Genomic DNA, 21,283 nt, shown 5'->3' on the forward strand with positions numbered 1-21,283 from the left:
CCCATGACGTCACCGAATTCCCTCTCCACGCCACGCCATGTGGCGATCATCATGGACGGCAACAACCGCTGGGCGAAATCCCGCGGCTGGGCTGGCATCCGTGGCCATCGTGCCGGTGCCGAGACCGTCCGCAGTACCATCCGTCGCGCTGCCGAGCAGGGCGTCGAGGTACTGACCCTGTTTGCTTTCTCCAGCGAGAACTGGAAGCGTCCGGCCAATGAGGTCAGTGCGCTGATGGAGCTGTTCCTCATGGCGCTCAAGCGTGAGGTCAAGAAGCTTCATCGACACGACATACGCCTCTCCGTGATCGGGGAGCGCAGCCGCTTCTCAAGCTCCATCCAGAAACATATCCGCAGTGCCGAAGAGATGACGCGCGACAATCGCGGCATGCATGTGGTCATCTGCGCCAACTACGGTGGCCGCTGGGACATTGCCGAGGCTGCCCGACGTCTGGCGACGCAGGTCGAGCGAGGCGAGCTCAAGGCCGCGGATATCGACGAGTCCCGCCTCGGGGCCGAGGTCTGTCTGAGTTCGCTCCCGGAAGTGGATCTGTGCATTCGCACCAGTGGCGAGCAGCGTATCTCCAACTTCCTGCTCTGGCAGCTGGCCTACGCCGAGTTCTACTTCTCGCCGGTGCTGTGGCCTGATTTCGACTCGGCGGCCTTCGATGAGGCGCTCGATGCCTATGCCCAGCGTCAACGGCGCTACGGCATGACCAGCGAACAACTCGACGCCGAGGGGCTCTAGTGCTCAAACAACGAATCATCACCGCGCTCATTCTCGCCCCGCTGGCGCTGTGGGGGCTGTTTGGCCTCGACGGTGCCGCCTTTGCGGTCATGACCGGGGGCGTGGTGGCACTGGCCGCCTGGGAGTGGGCCAATCTTGCCGGCGTGCGTGCCGGCGCGGCGCGTCTGCTGTTTCCTGCCTGCATGGCGCTGGCGATGCTGCTGGTGTGGTGGGCGGATGCCTCCCAGGCTCGCTGGCCGCTCTATCTGGCGGCGCTGGCATGGGCCGTCAATCTGCGCTGGGTGATGCATTACCCCGAAAAGCGTCAGGAATGGCATGCCACCGGCATGCGACTGGGTGTCGGGGTCCTGGCACTGTTGCCGACCTGGTTCGGCTTTCTCCAGCTCAAGACCAGCGGTGGCGAGTGGCTGCTGTACGTGCTGCTGATGGTGTGGGCGGCGGATATCGGTGCCTATTTCTCCGGCAAGCGATTCGGCAAGCGCAAGCTGGCGCCACGTGTCAGCCCGGGCAAGTCCTGGGAAGGTGTCTACGGCGGGCTGGTCGCCACCGGATTGCTGGCCACCGGCTATGCGCTGGCAGGGCAGGCCGACTGGCTGCCGCTGCTGCTGGTCACACTGGGCGTCACTGGCGTCTCGGTGCTGGGAGACCTGCTGGAAAGCATGTTCAAGCGCGAGCGTGAGATGAAGGACTCCAGTCAGCTGTTGCCGGGGCACGGCGGCATCATGGACCGCATCGATAGTCTGACGGCGGCCGTGCCGTTGTTTGCGCTACTGTTGCCCTGGGTGTTGGGAGGTGGTGCGTGATGGCGGGTGACATGTCCTCCAATGCGCCGGTGCAGCGCATCACGATTCTGGGGGCCACCGGCTCCATCGGCTCCAGCACGCTGGATGTGATCTCGCGCCATCCGGAGCGCTATGTGGTGCATGCATTGAGTGCCGCCACGCGCCATGAGGCATTGCTGGAGCTGTGCCTGGTCCATCGACCTCAGGTGGCGGTGATCGCCTCCGCCGAGGCGGCGCTGTGGCTCGGTGAGGCGCTCGAGGGCGTCGAGAGCTACCAGGGCACGCCCATCGAGGTACGTCACGGTGAGCAGGCGCTGGTGGACATCAGCGAGGCCCCCGAGGTCGACAGCGTGATGGCGGCCATCGTGGGTGCTGCCGGGCTGCTGCCGACTCTGGCTGCGGTGCGTGCGGGAAAGCGCGTCCTGCTGGCCAACAAGGAGGCGCTGGTGTGTGCCGGCCAGTTGTTCATGGATGCGGTGAAGCAGCATGGTGCGACGCTGCTGCCCATCGATTCCGAGCACAACGCCATCTTCCAGTGCCTGCCGCCCGAGCATCGCGATGGGCTGGCCCCCATCGGGGTCGAGAAGCTGCTGTTGACTGCCTCGGGTGGCCCGTTCCGTGACGAGGTCGAGTGGCCTGCCGAGCGCCTGGCGACGGTGACGCCGGCCGAGGCCTGCGCGCATCCCAACTGGTCGATGGGGCGCAAGATCTCCGTCGACAGTGCCACCCTGATGAACAAGGGGCTGGAACTGATCGAGGCCTGCTGGCTGTTCGCCTGTGGGCCCAACGACATCCAGGTCGTCGTGCATCCCCAGAGTGTCATTCACTCGATGGCGGCTTACAGTGATGGTTCGGTGCTGGCCCAGATGGGCAATCCCGACATGCGCACGCCCATCGCCTATGCGCTGGCCTGGCCGGAGCGCATCGATGCCGGCGTCGAGCCGCTGGATCTTTTCCAGGTGGCGCGACTCGACTTCCGTGCCGCCGATGAGACGCGCTTCCCGTGTCTGCGTCTGGCGCGTGAAGCCATCGCGGCAGGCGGCACCTGGCCTGCAGTGATGAATGCCGCCAATGAGGTGGCAGTGGCAGCCTTCCTCGAGGGCCGCCTGGCCTTCGATCGTATCCCGGTGGTGGTGGAAGCCGTCATGCAGGCTCGCCCGCCCCTGGCGGTGGATGGTCTCGAGGTGATCCTGTCCGAAGATGCCGCGGCACGTGAGTTGGCAGCCGCCCAATTGGCCCTCGTCGGGCCCTGAAATCCTATCTTGCACTGTCTTGTCACTTTCCTTGTGGGCGTGACAGGGCAGGCTGCCCATCTCGGGCACCAATTTCCAGGAGCGCGTGATGGGTGTGATCCAGAATATTCTTGCCGTGATCGTCGTGCTGGGGGTGTTGATCACCATCCATGAGTACGGTCATTTCTGGGTCGCGCGTCGTTGCGGCATCAAGGTGCTGCGCTTCTCCATCGGTTTCGGCAAGCCGTTCTGGTCGTGGACGGACCGCCACGGCACGGAATACGGTGTCGCGGCCATTCCATTGGGCGGCTACGTCAAGATGCTGGATGAGCGCGAGGGGCCAGTCGACCCGTCGGAGCGCCATCTGGCCTTCAATACCAAGTCCGTCTGGAAGCGCATCGCCGTCGTCTCGGCAGGGCCGCTGGCCAATTTCCTGCTGGCGATTCTGGCGTACTGGGCGCTGTTCGTCGCCGGTACCACGACCGTGGTGCCGATGGTCGGAGCGGTGGCGCCGGACTCTCCTGCAGGGCGTGCCGGGCTGACGCCCGATGCGGAAATCGTCGCCATCAATGATCAGCCGACACCAAGCTGGGAGGCGATCAATCTGCGCCTCATCGGCGCGATAGGGGACGACCAGCTGACGATCACCACCCGTGCTCCGGGCGCCAGTGCCTCGCGTGAAAAGACATTGGATGTCGAGCGCTTCCTGGTGGATCAGGATCCGCCGCGTCCGCTGGTCACGCTGGGCATCACCGCCTGGCGGCCCCAGTTGCCGGCGGTGCTGGGGCGAGTGCTGGAGGACGGTGCGGCGCAGGCTGCCGGCTTGAAGGCGGGAGACCGTATCGTCAGCATTGATGGCGTGCTGGTGGTGGACTGGATCGACTTCGTCGAGCGGGTGCGCGGTGCGCCGGGCGAGACGCTGTCCGTGCTGGTGGCGCGTGATGGCAAGGAAGAGACGCTGTCACTGACGCCCGCGAGCAATGCGCTCGATGACGGGCGTGTCGTGGGGCAGGTCGGCGCCGGTGTCGAGAATGTCAGCTGGCCGGAAGAGTATCAGCGTGAGCTCAGCTATGGGCCCCTGGCTGCCGTGGGGCAGGCGGTGAGCAAGACCGGCGAGATGACGGTGCTGACGCTGGACTCCATCCGCAAGATGCTGGTGGGCCTGATCGCGCCCTCCAATCTGTCCGGACCGATCACCATCGCGCGGATCGCCGGTGATACGGCTCGCTCCGGGCTTGAAGCCTTCCTGGGCTTCATGGCGTATCTGTCCATCAGTCTCGGGGTATTGAATCTGCTGCCGATTCCGGTGCTGGATGGCGGGCATCTGCTGTTCTATCTGGTCGAGGCGGTGCGCGGCAAGCCACTGTCCGAGAAGGTGCAGAATGCCGGGCTCAGGATCGGCATGGCGCTGGTCGGGTCGTTGATGTTCATGGCGATCTATTTCGACCTCATGCGTCTGTGGTAACCACCAGGATGGCGAAGACGGGGTGCCTCAGGATTGCCTCGCGTTTCCTGCAAGATGAACCAGAGCTGAACTGTCGCCCCTCATGAGGGTCAATTCATTGCACGGGCTGGCCAACATGGCCAACTCCCGTCATCATGCCCACACGACTTCGGCCCCGATTGCCGACCCCCAGGGGTGCTGTCTTGTCAGTAGCCAGGGGTTGTGTATAAGGTGCCTGTTTATCCAAGCGGGCGGAATCCAGAGAAGCGAAGCGACTGCATGAAACTCAAGACCATTGGATTGGCAGCTGCGCTGCTCGGGGCCAGTCAAGGCGCCTTGGCCGCGTCTTTCAAAGTATCCGACATCCGGGTAGAAGGCCTTCAGCGCGTGTCTGCGGGCACCGTGTTCAACGCCTTCCCTGTCTCCGCTGATCAGACCGTCGAGGATGATGATCTGTCCTCCGCGGCGCGCCAGCTGTTCGACACTGGCCTGTTTGATGATATCCGCCTCAAGCGTGATGGCGATGTGTTGATCATCGACGTGGTCGAGCGCCCGACGATCTCCAAGATCGAGATCGACGGCAACTCGCAGATTCCCGACGAGGACCTGCGCAAGGGCCTCAAGGAAGCCGGGCTGGCCGAAGGTCAGGTGTTGCAGCGCTCCACGCTGGAAGAGATGCAGCGTGAGCTGGAGCGCGTCTACCAGGCGCAGGGCCGCTACAGCGCTCGCATCGAGACCTCGGTGGAAACCCTCGAGCGCAACCGTGTTCAGGTCAATATCGACGTCAAGGAAGGTGCGGTCGCCAAGATCCACCAGATCAACATCGTCGGCAACTCCGCCTTCGATGACGAGACCCTGCGTGAACAGCTCGAGCTGGAAGACCGCCCGAGCTGGTTCTTCGGCTGGTTCTCCGACGACGAATACTCGCGCGAGAAGCTGACCGGGGACATCGAGACGCTCAAGTCCTGGTATCTGGATCGTGGTTACGTGAACTTCCAGGTGCGCTCGACCCAGGTGTCCATCTCGCCGGACAAGTCCGAGATCTTCGTCACCATCAATGTCGACGAAGGCAAGCCGTACAAGATCGGTGAGATCGGTTTCGCCGGCGACATCAAGATGAAGGAAGAGCGGGCGCGTGATCTGGTCAAGCTCGCTCCGGATGCCCTCTATTCCCAGCGTGATGTGACGGCTTCCAGCGAGGCCCTGCGTCAGGCATTGGGAGCCGACGGCTTCGCCTTCGCCAAGGTCAACGCCGTGCCTGAGGTCAATGAAGAGAGCGAGACGGTGGATCTGACCTTTGCGGTCGACCCCGGCAAGCGCGCCTACGTGCGTCGCATCAACTTCAAGGGCAATACCACGACGGCGGACGAGGTGCTGCGTCGTGAGATGACCCAGCTCGAGGGTGCGCCTGCCTCGACGGACAAGATCAAGCAATCCAAGCAGAAGCTCGAGCGTCTCGGCTTCTTCAAGCAGGTCGATGTGGACACGCGTCCGGTCGCCGGCGAGCCGGACCAGCTGGACGTCAACTACAACGTCGAGGAACAGCCGTCGGGCTCGATCTCGGCGTCGGTCGGCTTCTCTCAGGGTGACGGGGTCATCTACGGGGTGGGGCTGTCGCAGAAGAACTTCCTGGGCACCGGCAACGAAGTCAACATCAATGCCCAGAAGTCCGATGACTACACCAATGTCAGCTTCGGCTATACCGACCCGTACTGGACACTGGATGGCATCTCGCGTGGCTACAACCTGTTCTACCGCAAGGTGGATTACGACGATGATGACGATGTCGCCAGCTACGCGACCGACAGCTTCGGCGGTGGCATCAACTTCGGTTACCCGATCAACGAACTGTCGCGCCTGAATTTCGGTGCCGGTTACGAGTTCGTGCGCGTCAAGGACTTCGATGACAGCCCCGCCGAGGTCACGCAGTACATCAGTGATGAGGGCGAGGATTTCAACCTCTACAAGCTGACCGCCAGCTGGTCGCGCAACAATCTCAACCGCGGCATCCTGCCCACGGCGGGCAGCTCGCAGCTGCTGTCACTGGAAGTGGCAGTGCCCGGCTCCGATGCGGATTATTACAAGTTCCGCTACAAGGGGCAGAAGCTGTTCGAACTGCATGATGACTGGTCGCTCAAGTTCCGGACCGAACTTGGCTATGCCAATTCGTTCTCCGGCGATACCTACCCGTTCTTCAAGAACTTCTATGCGGGTGGTCTGGGCAGCGTGCGTGGTTACAGCTCCAACACCCTGGGTCAGGCATCCACCGAGGTCGATGACGGTGATGACGATACCCTGGGCGGCAACATTCTGGTCGAGGGCGGGATCGACCTGATCTTCCCGATGCCCTTCGTCAAGGACAAGCGCAGCGTCCAGCCGTCGTTCTTCGTGGATGCGGGGAATACCTATCTGACGTCCTGCTACGATGTCGGCTCCAGCTATTCCAGTTCCTGTGAGAGTGGCGTGGACCTCGGCGATCTGAATTACAGCGCCGGTATCGGCCTGTCATGGATCACGCCGGTTGGCCCGCTGACCTTCAGTGTCGCGCAGCCCATCGGTGACGATGACGACGACGACACCGAGATCTTCCAGTTCTCACTGGGCCAGACCTTCTAAGGCGGACATGACGCCACACCGGTGGGCAACCGATGTGGCGTCATGTCCCCGCTGCCGGCGCCGCCGTTCCTGTTCTGGCGTCGGTCACCGAACAACAGGCCTACAAGGAGTTTTATGATGCGTAAATTGACCCGCGCACTGTGTCTGGCAGGCGGCCTCGCAGCCTTTGCGACCCCGATGATGGCCCAGGCCACGGAAGTGGCGGTCATGGACTGGCGCCAGGCGCTGTTGAGCTCCGATGCTGCCCAGCGCTCCATGAATCAGCTCAAGAATCAGCTGGCTGGCAAGCAGGATCAGGCCAAGGCGCTGGCCAAGGAGCTTGAGACCATGCAGAACAAGCTGCAGAAGGATGGTGCGGTGATGTCGGATTCCGAGCGCCAGTCACTGCAGCAGCAACTGCGCCAGAAGGGCGGGCAGTTCCAGCAGCTGCGCGGCCAGGTCCAGCAGCAGCAGCAGCAGGCCGAGCAGGCATTCCTCAAGCAATCCAAGCCCAAGCTGGACAAGGCCATTCAGCAGGTCGTCGACAAGCACGGTGTCGAGTTGCTGGTGGACCGCAGTGCCACGGTCTACAGCAAGGATGGTCTCGACCTGACCGATGAGGTCACCCAGGTCTTCAACTCGCTCAACTGATGTCGTCGCGCGTCACGGCGCGCGATGCCAGCATTGAGCATGCCTACGCGAATGCGAGCCAGCGGCGCCCGACGCCTAGAGACAGCATGAAAAAGCAACAATTCTCCTACACTCTCGAGGATCTGGCTCAGCGGCTGGGTGCTCGACTCGTTGGCGACCCGAACGTTCGGGTCTCTGGTCTGTCGACGCTGGTGGACGCGGCGCCAGGCGATATCGCCTTCCTCGCCAATCGCGCCTACCTCAAGTATCTCGCGGACTCTCAGGCCACGGCGGTGCTGCTGCACGAGAGTCATCTCGACGAGTGCAAGAGCCATGCGCTGGTGCTGGACAATCCTTACCTGGCCTATGCCGAGCTGTCACGGTTGTTCGATCCCATGGCACAGGCACCGCAGGCCAGCGTGCATCCCAGTGCGGTCGTCGATGAGACGGCCACGCTGGGCGCGAATGTCGAGATCGGCCCGCAGGTGGTGGTCGGCCCCGGTGTCAGTATCGGGGATGGCTCCCGTCTCCAGGCCGGGTGCGTCATTGGCGCTGACAGCGTGCTGGGCGAAGGGTGTCTGCTGCATCCCAATGTCACGCTCTATCACGGGGTGGTCATCGGGGCGCGGGCAGTCCTGCACAGTGGCTGCGTGATCGGTGCCGACGGCTTCGGTTTCGCCCACGACGGCAAGGGCTGGCACAAGATCGCCCAGCTGGGTGGCGTGATGATCGGTGATGATGTCGAGGTCGGCAGCTGCACCAGCATTGACCGAGGAGCACTCGGCGACACCATCATCGGCAATGACGTCAAGATCGACTCCCAGGTCCAGATCGCGCACAACGTGCAGATCGGAGATCACTCGGCGCTGGCCGGCTGTGTCGGCATCGCCGGTTCCACCAAGGTGGGTCGCTACTGTCTGATGGGCGGTGGCGTGGGGCTTGCCGGGCATCTGGAAATCTGTGATGGCGTGCAGGTCACCGGCATGAGTCTGGTGACCAATTCCATCACCAAGCCGGGCGTGTACTCGTCGGGTACCGGGGCGATGGACAATGGCCTGTGGCGCCGCAATGCCGTGCGTTTCAAGCAGCTGGATCAGCTCGCACGACGTCTGAACCAGGTCGAGAAGGACTTGAAGGACAGGTAGCGCTGCTCTGGCACCGCGGCAGGTGCCAGCAGGCGTTGTCCATGAGGCAGTGGTCGCTGGTTTTGTGCCTTGTGCCGAGCGCCTGTCCAGGCAGGTCATCTCGTCAGCCCGGCGACTCTGGGCAATGAGCGGCTGCCAGTCGCGCGCAAGGACGCTATAATGCGCGCCATTGCCAGAACGGCGGTCCGGACCGTCATTACATGCCTGCCCGAGTGCGGCAGGCATTTCGTTATTTCAGAGGTTGCAAGCCAATGGTTATGGACGTCAACGAGATCCGTGAGTATCTCCCGCACCGCTATCCTTTCCTGCTGATCGATCGGGTCATGGAACTGTCCCTTGGCGAGTTCATCGTCGCGCGCAAGAATGTGAGCATCAATGAGCCGTTCTTCAATGGCCACTTCCCGGGACACCCGATCATGCCGGGTGTGCTGATCGTTGAGGCCATGGCTCAGGCGGCAGGTATTCTGGGTTTCAAGACGGTCGACAAGCGTCCTGCCGATGGTTACATCTATTACCTCGTGGGCAGTGACAACGTGCGCTTCAAGCGTCCGGTCATGCCGGGCGACCAGCTCGAGATCAGCGCCCGCGTGCTGCGCGAGAAGCGTGGTATCTGGAAGTTCGCCTGTCAGGCCAAGGTCGACGGTGATGTGGTCTGTGAAGCCGAAATCATCTGTGCCGAGAGGAAGGTCGCTTGATACATCCTACTGCCATTGTCGATCCCGGCGCCCGCCTGGCCGACGATGTCGAGGTCGGTCCGTTTTGCGTGATCGGTGCCGACGTCGAGATCGGCGCTGGCACGGTGGTGGGGCCGCACGTCGTCATCAAGGGTACGACGGTCATCGGTGAGCGTAACCGCATCTTCCAGTTCGCCTCGGTCGGTGAGGATTGCCAGGACAAGAAGTACGCCGGTGAGCCGACACGCCTGGAGATCGGGGATGACAACGTCATTCGCGAGGGTGTGACCCTGCACCGGGGTACCGTCCAGGATGCCAGCCTGACACGCATCGGCAGTCGCAACCTGTTCATGGCCTACTCGCACGTGGGCCATGATTGCATCATCGGGGATGACTGCATCATGGCCAATCAGGCGACGCTGGGGGGGCATGTCCATCTGGGCAATCACGTCATTCTTGGCGGACTGTCGGCGGTGCACCAGTTCTGTCATGTCGGCGAGCACGCCATGGCGGGCGGTGGCTCCATCATCACCAAGGACATCGCGGCCTTCGTGATGGTCAATGGGCACCCTGCCGAGGCGCATGGCCTCAACAGCGTCGGCCTCAAGCGCCGTGGTTTCAGTCGCGAGACCATCTCCGCCCTGAACGCGGCCTACAAGACGGTCTTCCGTCAGGGGCTGACACTGGCGCAGGCACTCGAGAAGCTGGAAGGTGAGCCGCCTCTCGCCGAGCGCGATGTCTTCATCGCCTCGCTCAAGGCGTCCACTCGTGGCCTGACACGCTGAGCATGCGCATCTACCTGGTAGCCGGAGAGCTCTCCGGTGACATCCTCGGTGCCAGCTTGATGCGCGCGCTCAAGGCGCGTCATCCCGATGTCGAGTTTCGTGGCATCGGGGGGCCGCGCATGCAGGCCGAAGGCTTCGACAGCCTCTATCCGCTGGAAACTCTCTCCATCATGGGGCTGGTCGAGGTGCTCAAGCATCTGCCGGAGTTGATCAAGGTGCGTCGCCATCTGTTGCGCGACGCGCTTGAGTGGCAGCCTGACGTGATGATCGGTATCGATGCTCCCGACTTCAATCTGGGGCTCGAGCTGCGCCTGCGCAAGCGGGGCATCACCACGGCGCACTATGTCAGTCCTTCCGTATGGGCCTGGCGTCAGGGCAGGGTGAAGACCATCCGCCGTGCCGTCGATCGCATGCTGACCTTCCTGCCCTTCGAGGCGGCCTTCTATCGCGAACATCAGGTGCCGGTGACCTTCGTCGGCCATCCGCTGGCGGATGAGTTGCCGCTCGAGGATGATCGCGATGCTGCTCGCCTGCAGCTGGGGATTGCCCCCGACGTGCAGTTGCTGGCGGTGTTGCCGGGATCCCGTGGCAACGAGATTCGTTTCCTCGGCGAGACCTTCCTGGCCTCCATTGAGCGCCTTTGCCAGCGTTACCCTGCGCTTGAAGTGGTGATTCCGGCCGCCACGTCGCTGCGGCGTAGCGAGCTTGAGTCACTGATGCAGGGGCGCGAGGCGCTGGATCGCAGTCGCATTCACCTCATCGATGGCCAGTCGCGTGAAGCGATGACTGCCGCCGATGCCGTGCTGCTGGCCTCCGGTACGGCAGCGCTCGAATGTCTGCTGTGTCATCGCCCGATGGTGGTGGCCTATCGCATGGCGCCGATGACCCACCGCATCGCACGGCACATGGTCAAGACCGAGTGGATTTCGCTGCCCAACCTGATTGCCCGCGAGACATTGGTGCCGGAGCTGATCCAGGACGCAGCCACGCCGGAGTCCATCGAGGAAAGCCTCGCTCCCTTGCTGTCGCGTGCCGCCGGCGATGTCTGTCGCCAGCGTGAGCTGCGTGAGCGCTTCGTCGCCATGCATCGTGAGTTGACCTGTGATGCCAGCGCCGCGGCCGCCATTGCCATCGGTGAGCTGGCGGGGCGCTGATCACGACCGCCCGTGATGCCTTTACTGACTGATACCCCCTGATCGGCAGGCCGCAACAGTGGTCTGTCGGTTGTCTGACGCCCCGAGATACCATGACCGACTCTGCCGATCGACCCGCCACTCTGCCCGCCAGCCGCAAGCGCAAACCCGCCGATGATTTTCCGGCGCTGGTGATCCCCTATCACGGGGAGCTGCTGGCAGGTATCGATGAGGTCGGGCGTGGACCGCTGGTCGGGCCCGTGGTGGCGGCAGCGGTGATTCTTGACCCGAATGACCCCATCGAGGGCATCACCGACTCCAAGAAACTCAGCGAGAAGAAGCGCCTGGCACTGTACGAGCAGATTCGTACGCGTGCCTGGGCCTGGGCGATCGCCGAGGCTACCAGTGAAGAGATCGATGAGCTGAACATCTATCAGGCCACGCACCTTGCGATGCGGCGTGCTGTCGATGCCCTGGGCGTACGCCCGGAATATCTGCTGGTGGATGGCAACCGCTTGCCGGGGCACGAGATTCCCGGCATGGCAGTGGTGAAGGGCGACCTGCGCCACGCCGCCATCGGCGCGGCTTCCATACTGGCCAAGGTATACCGCGATGCCCAGATGGCAGCGCTGGATGCCTGCTTCCCCGCCTACGGTTTCGCGCGTCACAAGGGCTACCCGACCCGCGAGCATCAGGCCGCCATCGAGACGCATGGCATCCTTACCCTGCATCGCAAGAGCTTCGGGCCGGTCAAGCGGCTTTACATGGCCGGGCATGTGCCGCAGGCCGTGCCGGAAGATGCATTGATCGCGCTGCCGGCCCCGGTTGAGCCAGCCGCTGAGCCGGACAAGGCTGTCGAGTCATCAGGGCATTCGTCGGGGCCGTCAGAGCAATCGTCGGGGCCGTCAGAGCAGGAAGCGGCCCTGTCGACGAGTGAGCCGAGCCAGTCTCCCGCTGCAAAAAAGCCGCCAGCCGTGGTCTGACTGATGCCAGTGAGACCACGGCATCCCCGTCAGTCGAGGTCGTCCTGACAGGCGAGGCGCCTTCAGACGCTGCCCCCGACGCGCTATCCTTGGCAGCGGAGTCCCCGCCTTCAGCGTCCAAGGCGCCGGCAGCGTCAGCGCGGCCATCGTCACCCGCCGCGACTGAATCCTTTACCGTCACGCAGACTTCACGAGCCGATTCCATGACCACGCCCTTTGTTCACCTGCGCGTTCACACCGAGTTCTCTCTCGTCGATGGTCTGCCCGGCGTCAAGCCGCTGATCAAGGCGACCGCCACGGCAGGCCAGCCGGCTGTCGCGGTCACCGACGAGGCCAACCTGTTCGGGCTGGTCAAGTTCTACTCCAATGCCCGAGGGGCCGGGATCAAGCCGATCATCGGTTCCGATCTGTGGATGACCAATCCGCAGGACGTCACGCGTCCCTACCGCATCACGCTGCTGGCGATGAATGACATCGGCTATCGCCATCTGACCGAGCTGATCTCGCGTGGTTGGACCGACGGCCAGAAGCAGGGGCGTGCCTATCTCGAGAAGCAGTGGATCTTCGAGCAGGCCGAGGGGCTGATCGTGCTGTCCGGGGGGCGCGAGGGCGAGATCGGGCGTCATCTGCTCTCGGATCACGAAGACACCGCACGGACCCTGCTGAGCGAATGGAAGGCGGTCTTCGGGGATCGCTTCTATCTGGAGCTGACCCGTACCCAGCGCCAGTACGAGGAAGAGTGCCTGCACCTGTCGGTGGCGTTGGCGGAGGCGACCGATACCCCGGTGGTCGCCACCAATGACGTGCGCTTCCTCAAGCGTGAGGACTACTGGGCCCACGAGACACGCGTGGCCATCGGGGAAGGCAAGGCGCTGGATGACCCGCGCCGCGAGACCCGCTACAGCGATGAGCAGTACCTGAAGACCGCCGAGGAAATGCACGAGCTGTTCGCCGACATTCCCGAAGCGCTCGAGAACAGCGTGCTGATCGCGGCGCGCTGTTCCGTGACGGTTCAGCTGGGGACCTACTTCCTGCCCGAGTTCCCGGTGCCGGAAGGCATGACGATGGATGAGTTCTTCCGCAAGGTTTCCCATGATGGCCTGACGGAACGCCTCGAGAAGCTCTATCCGCGCGACAGGCATCCCCGCGACAGCGAAGCCTGGGCTGACACCGAACAGCGCTATCGTTCCCGCCTGGACTTCGAGCTCGACATCATCCTGCAGATGGGCTTCCCCGGGTACTTCCTGATCGTCATGGACTTCATCCAGTGGGGCAAGGACAACGGCGTGCCGGTCGGCCCGGGGCGTGGTTCCGGTGCCGGCTCACTGGTGGCCTATGCCCAGAAGATCACCGATCTGGATCCGCTGGAATACGACCTGCTGTTCGAGCGCTTCCTGAACCCGGAACGTGTCTCCATGCCCGACTTCGACGTCGACTTCTGCATGGAGAAGCGCGATCGCGTCATCGATTACGTGGCCGAGCGCTACGGGCGCAATGCGGTCTCGCAGATCGTCACCTTCGGCACCATGGCCGCCAAGGCGGTGGTGCGTGACGTGGCGCGTGCCCAGGGGCGTCCCTACTCGCTGGGCGACAAGCTCTCCAAGCTGATTCCCTTTGAAGTCGGCATGACGCTGGAGAAGGCCATCGAGCAGGAGCCTCAGCTCAAGGAATTCATCGAGAACGATGAAGAGGCCCAGGAAATCTGGGAGATGGCGCTCAAGCTCGAGGGCACCACCCGCGGTACCGGCAAGCACGCCGGGGGCGTGGTGATCGCTCCCACCAAGCTGACCGATTTCTCGCCGCTGCTGTGTGAAGAGGATGGCAGCGGTCTGGTGGTGCAGTTCGACAAGAACGATGTCGAGGAAGCCGGGCTGGTCAAGTTCGACTTCCTGGGGCTGCGTACCCTGACCATCATCGACTGGGCGACCGAGATGGTCGACAAGGTCCGTGAGCGTGAAGGGCTGCCGCCGCTGGAGATCGATGACATTCCGCTGGACGACGCCAAGACCTTCGACATGCTGCAGAAGGCGGAGACGACGGCGGTCTTCCAGCTGGAATCCCGCGGCATGAAGGAGCTGATCAAGAAGCTCAAGCCTGACTGCCTGGAAGACATGATCGCCCTGGTGGCCCTGTTCCGTCCGGGCCCGCTGCAGTCCGGCATGGTGGATGACTTCATCAACCGCAAGCACGGTCGCTCCGAAGTGTCTTATCCACACCCGGATTATCAGCACGAGCTGCTCAAGCCGGTACTGGAGCCGACCTACGGCATCATCCTGTACCAGGAGCAGGTCATGCAGATCGCGCAGGTGCTGGCCGGCTACACGCTGGGCCAGGCCGACATGCTGCGCCGCGCGATGGGCAAGAAGAAGCCGGAAGAGATGGCCAAGCAGCGTGCCGGCTTCATGGAAGGGTGTGCCGAGAAGGGCATCGACAAGGACCTGGCGGGCAACATCTTCGACCTGGTGGAAAAGTTCGCCGGTTACGGCTTCAACAAGTCCCACTCGGCGGCCTATGGCCTCGTCTCCTACCAGACGGGCTGGCTGAAGGCGCACTATCCGGGGCCGTTCATGGCCGCGGTGATCTCGACCGAGATGCAGACCATCGAGAAGGTGGTACCGCTGATCGAGGAATGCCGCCATATCGGCCTGACGGTCACGCCACCGGACGTCAACATCGGTGGCTACAAGTTCACCGTCGACCTCGAAGGGCGCGTCGTCTACGGGCTGGGCGCGATCCGTGGCGTGGGCGAGGGCCCGATCGAGGCGATCGTCAGCGCACGTGCCGAGGGTGGGCCGTTCAGCGACATCTTCGACTTCTGCAAGCGCATCGATGCCAAGAAGATCAACAAGCGCACCCTGGAGGCGTTGATCCGCTCCGGGGCGCTGGACAACATCGGCCCGTCCCGTGCGGTGCTGATGCTGGCGGTGGAGGATGCGCTCAAGGCCGCCTCCCAGAATCATGCCAACAACGATGTCGGCATCACCGACATGTTCGGCGATGCCTTCAGCGAGCCGGAAACGGATGTCTACGCCGGCTATCGCAAGGCGCGTGAGTGGACCGACAAGGAGCGCCTCACCGGCGAGAAGGACACCCTGGGGCTCTATCTGACCGGCCATCCCATCGATGAATACGAAGGTGAGCTCAAGCGCTTCATCAATGCGCGCATCAGCGACCTGAAACCGTCGCGGGAGCCGCAGCGCATCGCCGGGCTGGTGATCGCCATGCGCACCATGAAGTCCAAGCGTGGCGATACCATGGCCTTCGTGACCCTGGATGATCGCACCGGACGCATCGAGGCCTCGATGTTCGGCGAACTCTACGATCAGGTACGCAACAAGCTGGTACCTGACAGCGTGGTGATCGTCGAGGGGGAGGTCAGTCAGGATGATTATTCCGGCGGCCTGCGCCTGCGTGGCAAGGATGTCACGCCGATCATCGATGCGCGGGCGCGCTTCGGTGAGGCCGTCGAGATGAGCATCGCCGCCGAGGATATCGGCGGACGCTTCACCCAGCAGTTGTCCACGCTGTTGACGCCGCACCTGGCCAGCGAAGGCCTGCCGATGCGGCTACGCTATCGCAATGCCGCCGCGGAGGCCTGGCTGGAGCTTGGTGAGCAATGGCGCGTCGCCCCCAGCGATGAACTGCTGATCCAGCTGGGTGAGGTGGAAGGCCAGCGCGGCGTGCGACTCAAGTACCGTGAGTGATTGTTGATCAAGGGGAAGGGACGCCATCCCTTCCCCTTGATGATGCAAGTGAAACCAGGTGGTGAAGGGCGTGGGGGAGAGGCAATCCCGCGCCGAACGGGCGGGCAAGGTTTGCACCTGTCGAACAGGGTGCGATAATGCCCCCCTATCTTTTCCGTACCCAATTCCATGCCGACTGTGACCGCCGTGAGCCACAGATCGCCTGAGCGCTTGCTCAGGGGGAGTGACCCGGCCGACTCGCTTTCCTGGCTGCCCGAGACGACGAACGAAACGCCTTATGAATCCCAATTATCTGGACTTTGAACAGCCGATCGCCGAGCTGCAGGCCAAGATCGAGGAACTCCGTCTGGTCGGTAACGACTCCCAGGTCAACCTGTCTGACGAGATCGCTCGTCTGCAGGACAAGAGCACCAAGCTCACCGAGTCCATCTTCAAGGACCTCGGTGCCTGGCAGGTATCTCAGCTGGCGCGTCATCCGCAGCGTCCGTATACCCTCGACTACCTCGAGAACCTGTTCACGGATTTCGATGAGCTGCACGGCGACCGTCACTACGCGGACGATGAAGCCCTGGTCGGTGGCATCGCGCGTCTCGACGACAAGCCGGTGATGGTGATCGGTCACCAGAAAGGCCGTGACGTGAAGGAAAAGGTGCGTCGCAACTTCGGCATGCCGCGTCCGGAAGGCTACCGCAAGGCCTGCCGTCTGATGGAGATGGCCGAGCGCTTCAAGATGCCGATCCTGACCTTCATCGACACCCCGGGTGCCTATCCGGGCATCGGTGCCGAGGAGCGCGGTCAGTCCGAGGCCATCGCCTACAATCTGGCAGTGATGTCGCGTCTCAAGACCCCGATCATCTCCACCGTCATCGGTGAGGGCGGTTCCGGTGGTGCACTGGCCATCGGCGTGTGTGACGAGCTCAACATGCTGCAGTACTCCACCTACTCGGTGATCTCGCCGGAAGGGTGTGCCTCCATCCTGTGGAAGAGCGCAGAGCGTGCCGCCGATGCCGCTGATGCCATGGGCATCACGGCCTCGCGCCTCAAGGAGCTGGGCTTCGTCGACAACTTGATCAAGGAGCCGCTGGGTGGCGCGCACCGCAATCCGCAAGCTGCTGCCGACAGCATCAAGGCCGCGCTGGGTGAAGGCCTGGAGCGTCTTGGCGCGCTGGATACCGACGCCCTGCTGGAGCGTCGTTACCAGCGCCTGATGAGCTACGGCGCACCGGCATGATCTCTGCACATCACGCTTGATGCGCATTCAGTTCACGCCTGAGTGACCAGGACGCCTCCGGAATCTTCCGGGGGCGTCCTTGCGTTCAGGGCCGCTTTTTCTCCGCTCACTCCATCCATCTGCTTTCGCGACGGGAGCTCGGCATGTCTCTGTCTTCTTCACTGGACTCGATGTCCTCGTCTCCGCAGTCTCTTGGCGAGATGGCGGAATCGCGCGCACTCGTTGCCGTCCGTGCGGCGTTGGCAACAACGGATTCACGGCACACGGTATGGATCGCACTCTCGGGCGGACTGGATTCGGTGATGCTGGCGAGGCTGGCGGCACGAGCGACGCAGGAGTGCCCGCGGCGACTGCGGCTGGTGCATGTGCACCATGGCCTGCAGGCGGCCAATGATGATTTCGAGCGTCTGGCGCGCAGGCTGGCCTCGCGGTTGGGGTTGCCGTTGAGTGTGCGCCATCTGGCGCTGGATGAGGCGGCATTCAAGTCGCGAGGCGTGGAGGCTGCCGCACGTGAGGCGCGGCTGGCGGCACTGACGGCCTGTCTGGCGGCGGGCGATAGCCTGTGGCTGGCGCAGCATCAGGATGATCAGGCCGAGACATTGTTGCTCAACGCGCTGCGCGGCAGTGGCGGGCGCGGGCTGGCGGCCATGCCGCCTGAGCGGGCGCTGACTGTGGGCAACTCGCCCACTGGGCGAGATCTGCCCCCCCATGCGCGTGCACGACTGGTACGCCCGCTGCTGGATGTCTCTCGCCGTGATCTCGAGACTCTGGCGAGTCAGCAAGGGCTGTGTGTCTCACGAGACTGGTGCGAGGACCCCAGCAATCTCAGTCAGCGTTTCGATCGCAATTATCTGCGTCACACGGTGCTGCCGGCACTCGAAGGGCGTTGGCCACAGGCTGCGGGCAGCCTTGCGCGCTCGGCGCAGCAGCTCCAGGAAGAGCAGTCATTGCTGGATGAGCTGGCGGCCGAGCTGCTGGCGAAGGTACGGCTGTCAGGCGCGGAGCGCGTCACGCCGGGGCAGGAGCAAGAGCAAGAGCAAGAGCAAGAGCAAGAGCAAGAGCAAGAGCAAGAGCAAGAGCAAGAGCAAGAGCAAGAGCAAGAGCAAGAGCAAGAGCAAGAGCAAGAGCAAGAGCAAGAGCAGGAGCAGGAGGTGCAGCTGTCGTTGGCACGTCTGGGCGAGTTGAGTGAGCCACGCCAGCGTCTGGTGTTGCGTCACCTGTGCCAATCACGCGGCTGGCCGGTGCCGCCGCGCGGGCGCCTGGCCAGTCTGCAGCAGTGGATCGCCACGCCGCCGGACTCGGTGGCGGAGGTGCGCTGGCACAGTCCGGTCTCAAGTCTGGTGGTGCGCCTCTGGCGCGGTCAGCTGTGGTGGCAGGTGAGTGATACCGTTACAAGGCATGGTCTTGGTGATGGGGTCAGTGACTGCCAACGGCGTGAACTGGATGATCGGGCGAGACAGAGCTGGCAGGCATTGGCCGCGCAGGAGGACGAAGTCGTGATCGGTCAGCGTCAGCCGGGTGATGTCATGCGTCTGGCTGACAGGGGCCGGCGGGACCTCAAGCGCCTGCTGCAGGAAGCCGACATCCCACCCTGGCAGCGCCACCAGCTGCGGGTAGCGCGACGTGCCCGCGATCAAGCCATCGTGGCGCTATGGCATCCCGCGTGCGGGTGGTGGTTGCGAGCAAAGCCGAGTGGCTGACTGTGGGCCTCAGAAGTCGGCCCCGGGAGTCAGTCTCGACAGAGAGTCTCACGGGGCCCTGGGCGTAGTGGCGGGACAGCACGAGGCCAGGGCGGCGTCCGTTCTCAGTCGACGTCTTCGAGGGTGAGCGTCATGTCGGCGGCCTTCTGCAGACTGCTTTCCTGGGTCAGGTCATCACAGATCAGACTGTGATCCCGATATTCTTCTGCCAGGCTCAGTCGCAATTCGTCGCCCTTGGCGCTCAATTGCGTGCCGAGGACAGGCTGTTCAGGGCGTGAATGATTGAGCATCACGGCGATGCGCAGCAGGCGTGCCAGACGGGCGAGGCGTGGCTGGAGCGTCAGCGGCAGATTGGCAAGCTCCCGGCTGGCGAACTTGCGACGATGGGCGCGTACCAGGAAGGCGAGCGCCTTCTGCTCCGGTCGCGAGAACCCCTGCAGGTCGGAATGCTCGATCAGGTAGGCGCCATGACGATGGAACTGGCTATGCGAGATGGCCAGCCCGACTTCATGCAGTTCGGCCCCCCAGGCCAGCATCTGACGGGAGGTTGCCCCCAGTGACCACGCATCCGCGACCTGGTCGAACAGCGCCAGCGCGGTATCGCGCACGTTGGCCGCATGGCGGGTGTCGATACCATAGCGACGGCGCAGCAGATCGATGGCCGCGATGCGCGAGTCTTCCGCCGTATTGCGACCGATCAGATCAAACAGCACGCCTTCGCGCAACGCGCCATCGGAGTAGCGGATCTGCTCGAGTTCCAGGGCTTCGAAGATACCGCACAGGATCGCGACCCCGGCCGGGAAGACGCTGGCGCGGTCACTTTTCAGGCCTGGCAGGCAGACCTTGTCGAGACGCTTGAATCCCAAGAGAGCGGTGCGCAGCCGATGGAGTCCCTCGCGAGTCACCAGGCCGTGTGCTGCCCAGCCATGGGCTTCCATCACGCTGGCGGCTGCCTTGATGGTGCCGGAGGAGCCGACGGGGTCGTCCCAGCCCAGCTCGCGATAGCTGCGCTGTATGCTGGCCAGCTCCGAGCGAGCGGCCAGTTCGGCACGGCGCATGCGTTTCTCGCTGATCTCGCCGTCAGAGAAGAATGCCTTGGTATAGGCCACGCAGCCCATGTGCAGACTTTCCAGCAACAGCGGCTCGAACTGTTCACCGATGATGAATTCCGTCGAGCCGCCGCCGATGTCGATGATGAGGCGCTTGCCATGCACATCGGCCAGGGCATGGGCGGCCCCCAGATAGATCAGGCGCGCTTCTTCACGGCCGGCGATGATCTCGATGGGATGCCCCAGCAATTCCTCGGCGCGATCGATCAATGTCTGGCTGTTGTGCGCGGCACGCAGCGCGTTGGTGCCGACGATGCGCAGATGCTCCGCCTCGATGCCATCCAGGAAGGGCGCGAACTGTGCGAGGCAGTTGAGCGCACGCTCCATGGCATCTTCACTGAGCATGCCGTCTTCATCCAGGCCAGCTGCCAGCTGGATCTTCTCGCCCTGCTTGGCCACGACCTGCAATTGTCCGGCCTGATGATTGGCCAGCAGCAGATGGAAACTGTTGGAGCCGAGATCGATGGCGGCCAGCTTCAACAGTGGTGCATCGTCACTGGTGTCCGTGGCAGCGGGGGAGCTGTCAGGTAGAGAGGAGGCTGAATCACTCAAATGCATGGTCCTTGTGGCAGGTCCTGCTGGCAGGCCTTGCGCGAACGGGCGCTGCTACATGCGCTGTCCTCGAGGGCAGGGCGCCATGTGTCAAGCCGTCCACGCTGCGGAGTATCACGGTAAAGAATGCAATGTCAGTCTGGATCAAGGTTGCGGCGACTTGTGTGAGGTGTCAAACCTCATGGCATGTCGTCGGCAGGATCGGTCGAGAGTGGGGCATGTCAGAGACAGGGCGTGGTAGTCTACTGGTGCGACATGACAGTCGTGCGAAGCGCCAGAGAGCGATGCCTCTCGTGCAAGGCGCTCGCGTGACACCGCTCGTCCCGGGGCTTGCCGTCATCGTCGTCACGCTGAAGCATCATCATTTACCTGCAGGAAGATCAGCAAGGCCGATGTGGCCTGGGAGATAACGTCGCGATGAGCGAACGTGTGGCACCGATTTCAGAAAGAGACTTTGAATCCGTGGTGTTGGAGAGCGAGCAGCCGGTACTGGTGGATTTCTGGGCCTCCTGGTGTGGGCCGTGCAAGACGGTGGCCCCGACACTCGAGTCGCTGGCGGAGGAATATGAAGGGCGGTTGAAGATCGTCAAGGTCGATGTCGATGAGGCCCCTGAACTGGCGTCCCGTTTCGGCGTTCGTGGCGTGCCGACCCTGATGCTGTTCCTGTCCGGAAATGTCGAGGCCAGCAAGGTCGGGGCGATGCCTCGTGCGCAATTGGCCGCCTTCCTGGATGCCAACCTGTGATGGGGGATGACGCCGTCAGTTGAGCGGCGGCCCCGTCCCCCGGGCTGCGCTGGCATGGCCTCTGAGCACGGGACTTGCGTTCGAGGTGAAGCT

At 63.3% G+C, this 21,283-nt stretch carries 15 protein-coding genes and 1 pseudogene; 15 read left to right on the forward strand and 1 reads right to left on the reverse strand.

The features are described from left to right. The first annotated feature begins 3 nt into the window (after positions 1–3). From uppS to tilS, 14 genes and pseudogenes are all read left to right on the forward strand, one after another. Positions 4–747, forward strand: coding sequence for a polyprenyl diphosphate synthase (gene uppS, locus ACZYGA_RS12015; protein ID WP_084207816.1), 744 nt, complete (start codon positions 4–6; stop codon positions 745–747). Next, the gene (locus ACZYGA_RS12020) at positions 747–1,550 is read left to right on the forward strand and encodes a phosphatidate cytidylyltransferase (protein ID WP_084207817.1); all 804 of its coding nucleotides are present in this window, start codon (positions 747–749) and stop codon (positions 1,548–1,550) included. The genes uppS and ACZYGA_RS12020 overlap by 1 nt, the downstream gene beginning before the upstream one ends. Before the next feature lie 11 nt (positions 1,551–1,561). Further along, positions 1,562–2,782, forward strand: coding sequence for a 1-deoxy-D-xylulose-5-phosphate reductoisomerase (gene ispC / locus ACZYGA_RS12025; protein ID WP_084209578.1), 1,221 nt, complete (start codon positions 1,562–1,564; stop codon positions 2,780–2,782). A gap of 88 nt (positions 2,783–2,870) precedes the next feature. Next, positions 2,871–4,226, forward strand: a complete 1,356-nt coding sequence (rseP, locus tag ACZYGA_RS12030; protein WP_404626298.1) for a sigma E protease regulator RseP — start codon at positions 2,871–2,873, stop codon at positions 4,224–4,226. Positions 4,227–4,484: 258 nt separating this feature from the next. Then, a complete protein-coding gene (gene bamA, locus ACZYGA_RS12035; RefSeq protein WP_170877460.1) occupies positions 4,485–6,821 on the forward strand; it encodes an outer membrane protein assembly factor BamA in 2,337 nt (778 codons plus the stop codon). A 117-nt stretch (positions 6,822–6,938) separates the two neighbouring features. After that, complete coding sequence (locus ACZYGA_RS12040; protein ID WP_077377836.1) at positions 6,939–7,451, forward strand: OmpH/Skp family outer membrane protein; 513 nt, start codon at positions 6,939–6,941, stop codon at positions 7,449–7,451. An 86-nt stretch (positions 7,452–7,537) separates the two neighbouring features. Then, positions 7,538–8,575 (forward strand): UDP-3-O-(3-hydroxymyristoyl)glucosamine N-acyltransferase, encoded by a 1,038-nt coding sequence (gene lpxD / locus ACZYGA_RS12045; protein WP_077378183.1) that lies wholly within the window; start codon positions 7,538–7,540, stop codon positions 8,573–8,575. Positions 8,576–8,826: 251 nt separating this feature from the next. Continuing rightward, complete coding sequence (gene fabZ / locus ACZYGA_RS12050; RefSeq protein WP_077377839.1) at positions 8,827–9,270, forward strand: 3-hydroxyacyl-ACP dehydratase FabZ; 444 nt, start codon at positions 8,827–8,829, stop codon at positions 9,268–9,270. After that, complete coding sequence (gene lpxA, locus ACZYGA_RS12055; protein WP_077377842.1) at positions 9,267–10,034, forward strand: acyl-ACP--UDP-N-acetylglucosamine O-acyltransferase; 768 nt, start codon at positions 9,267–9,269, stop codon at positions 10,032–10,034. Before fabZ ends, lpxA begins: the two co-directional genes overlap by 4 nt. Before the next feature lie 2 nt (positions 10,035–10,036). Next, on the forward strand, positions 10,037–11,188 hold the full coding sequence (gene lpxB, locus ACZYGA_RS12060; RefSeq protein ID WP_084207819.1) for a lipid-A-disaccharide synthase: 1,152 nt from the start codon (positions 10,037–10,039) through the stop codon (positions 11,186–11,188). Positions 11,189–11,280: 92 nt separating this feature from the next. Further along, positions 11,281–11,925: pseudogene (rnhB, locus tag ACZYGA_RS12065) on the forward strand (ribonuclease HII); the annotation flags it as partial. Between the two features lie 428 nt (positions 11,926–12,353). After that, positions 12,354–15,854, forward strand: coding sequence for a DNA polymerase III subunit alpha (gene dnaE, locus ACZYGA_RS12070; RefSeq protein WP_077377851.1), 3,501 nt, complete (start codon positions 12,354–12,356; stop codon positions 15,852–15,854). Positions 15,855–16,131: 277 nt separating this feature from the next. Beyond that, positions 16,132–17,085, forward strand: coding sequence for an acetyl-CoA carboxylase carboxyl transferase subunit alpha (gene accA / locus ACZYGA_RS12075; RefSeq protein WP_084207821.1), 954 nt, complete (start codon positions 16,132–16,134; stop codon positions 17,083–17,085). Positions 17,086–17,228: 143 nt separating this feature from the next. Next, positions 17,229–18,785, forward strand: a complete 1,557-nt coding sequence (tilS, locus tag ACZYGA_RS12080; RefSeq protein ID WP_479399263.1) for a tRNA lysidine(34) synthetase TilS — start codon at positions 17,229–17,231, stop codon at positions 18,783–18,785. A gap of 104 nt (positions 18,786–18,889) precedes the next feature. Here the strand turns inward: tilS and ppx are convergent, their stop codons facing one another. Beyond that, positions 18,890–20,452: an exopolyphosphatase gene (gene ppx, locus ACZYGA_RS12085; RefSeq protein ID WP_404626307.1), complete on the reverse strand. Its 1,563-nt coding sequence runs from the start codon at positions 20,450–20,452 to the stop codon at positions 18,890–18,892. Positions 20,453–20,863: 411 nt separating this feature from the next. Here ppx and trxA point away from each other — a divergent pair, with 411 nt between their 5' ends. After that, positions 20,864–21,190 (forward strand): thioredoxin, encoded by a 327-nt coding sequence (gene trxA, locus ACZYGA_RS12090; RefSeq protein WP_077377859.1) that lies wholly within the window; start codon positions 20,864–20,866, stop codon positions 21,188–21,190. The last annotated feature ends 93 nt before the right edge of the window (positions 21,191–21,283 follow it).

This window comes from Cobetia sp. BL01 (genome assembly GCF_056493605.1).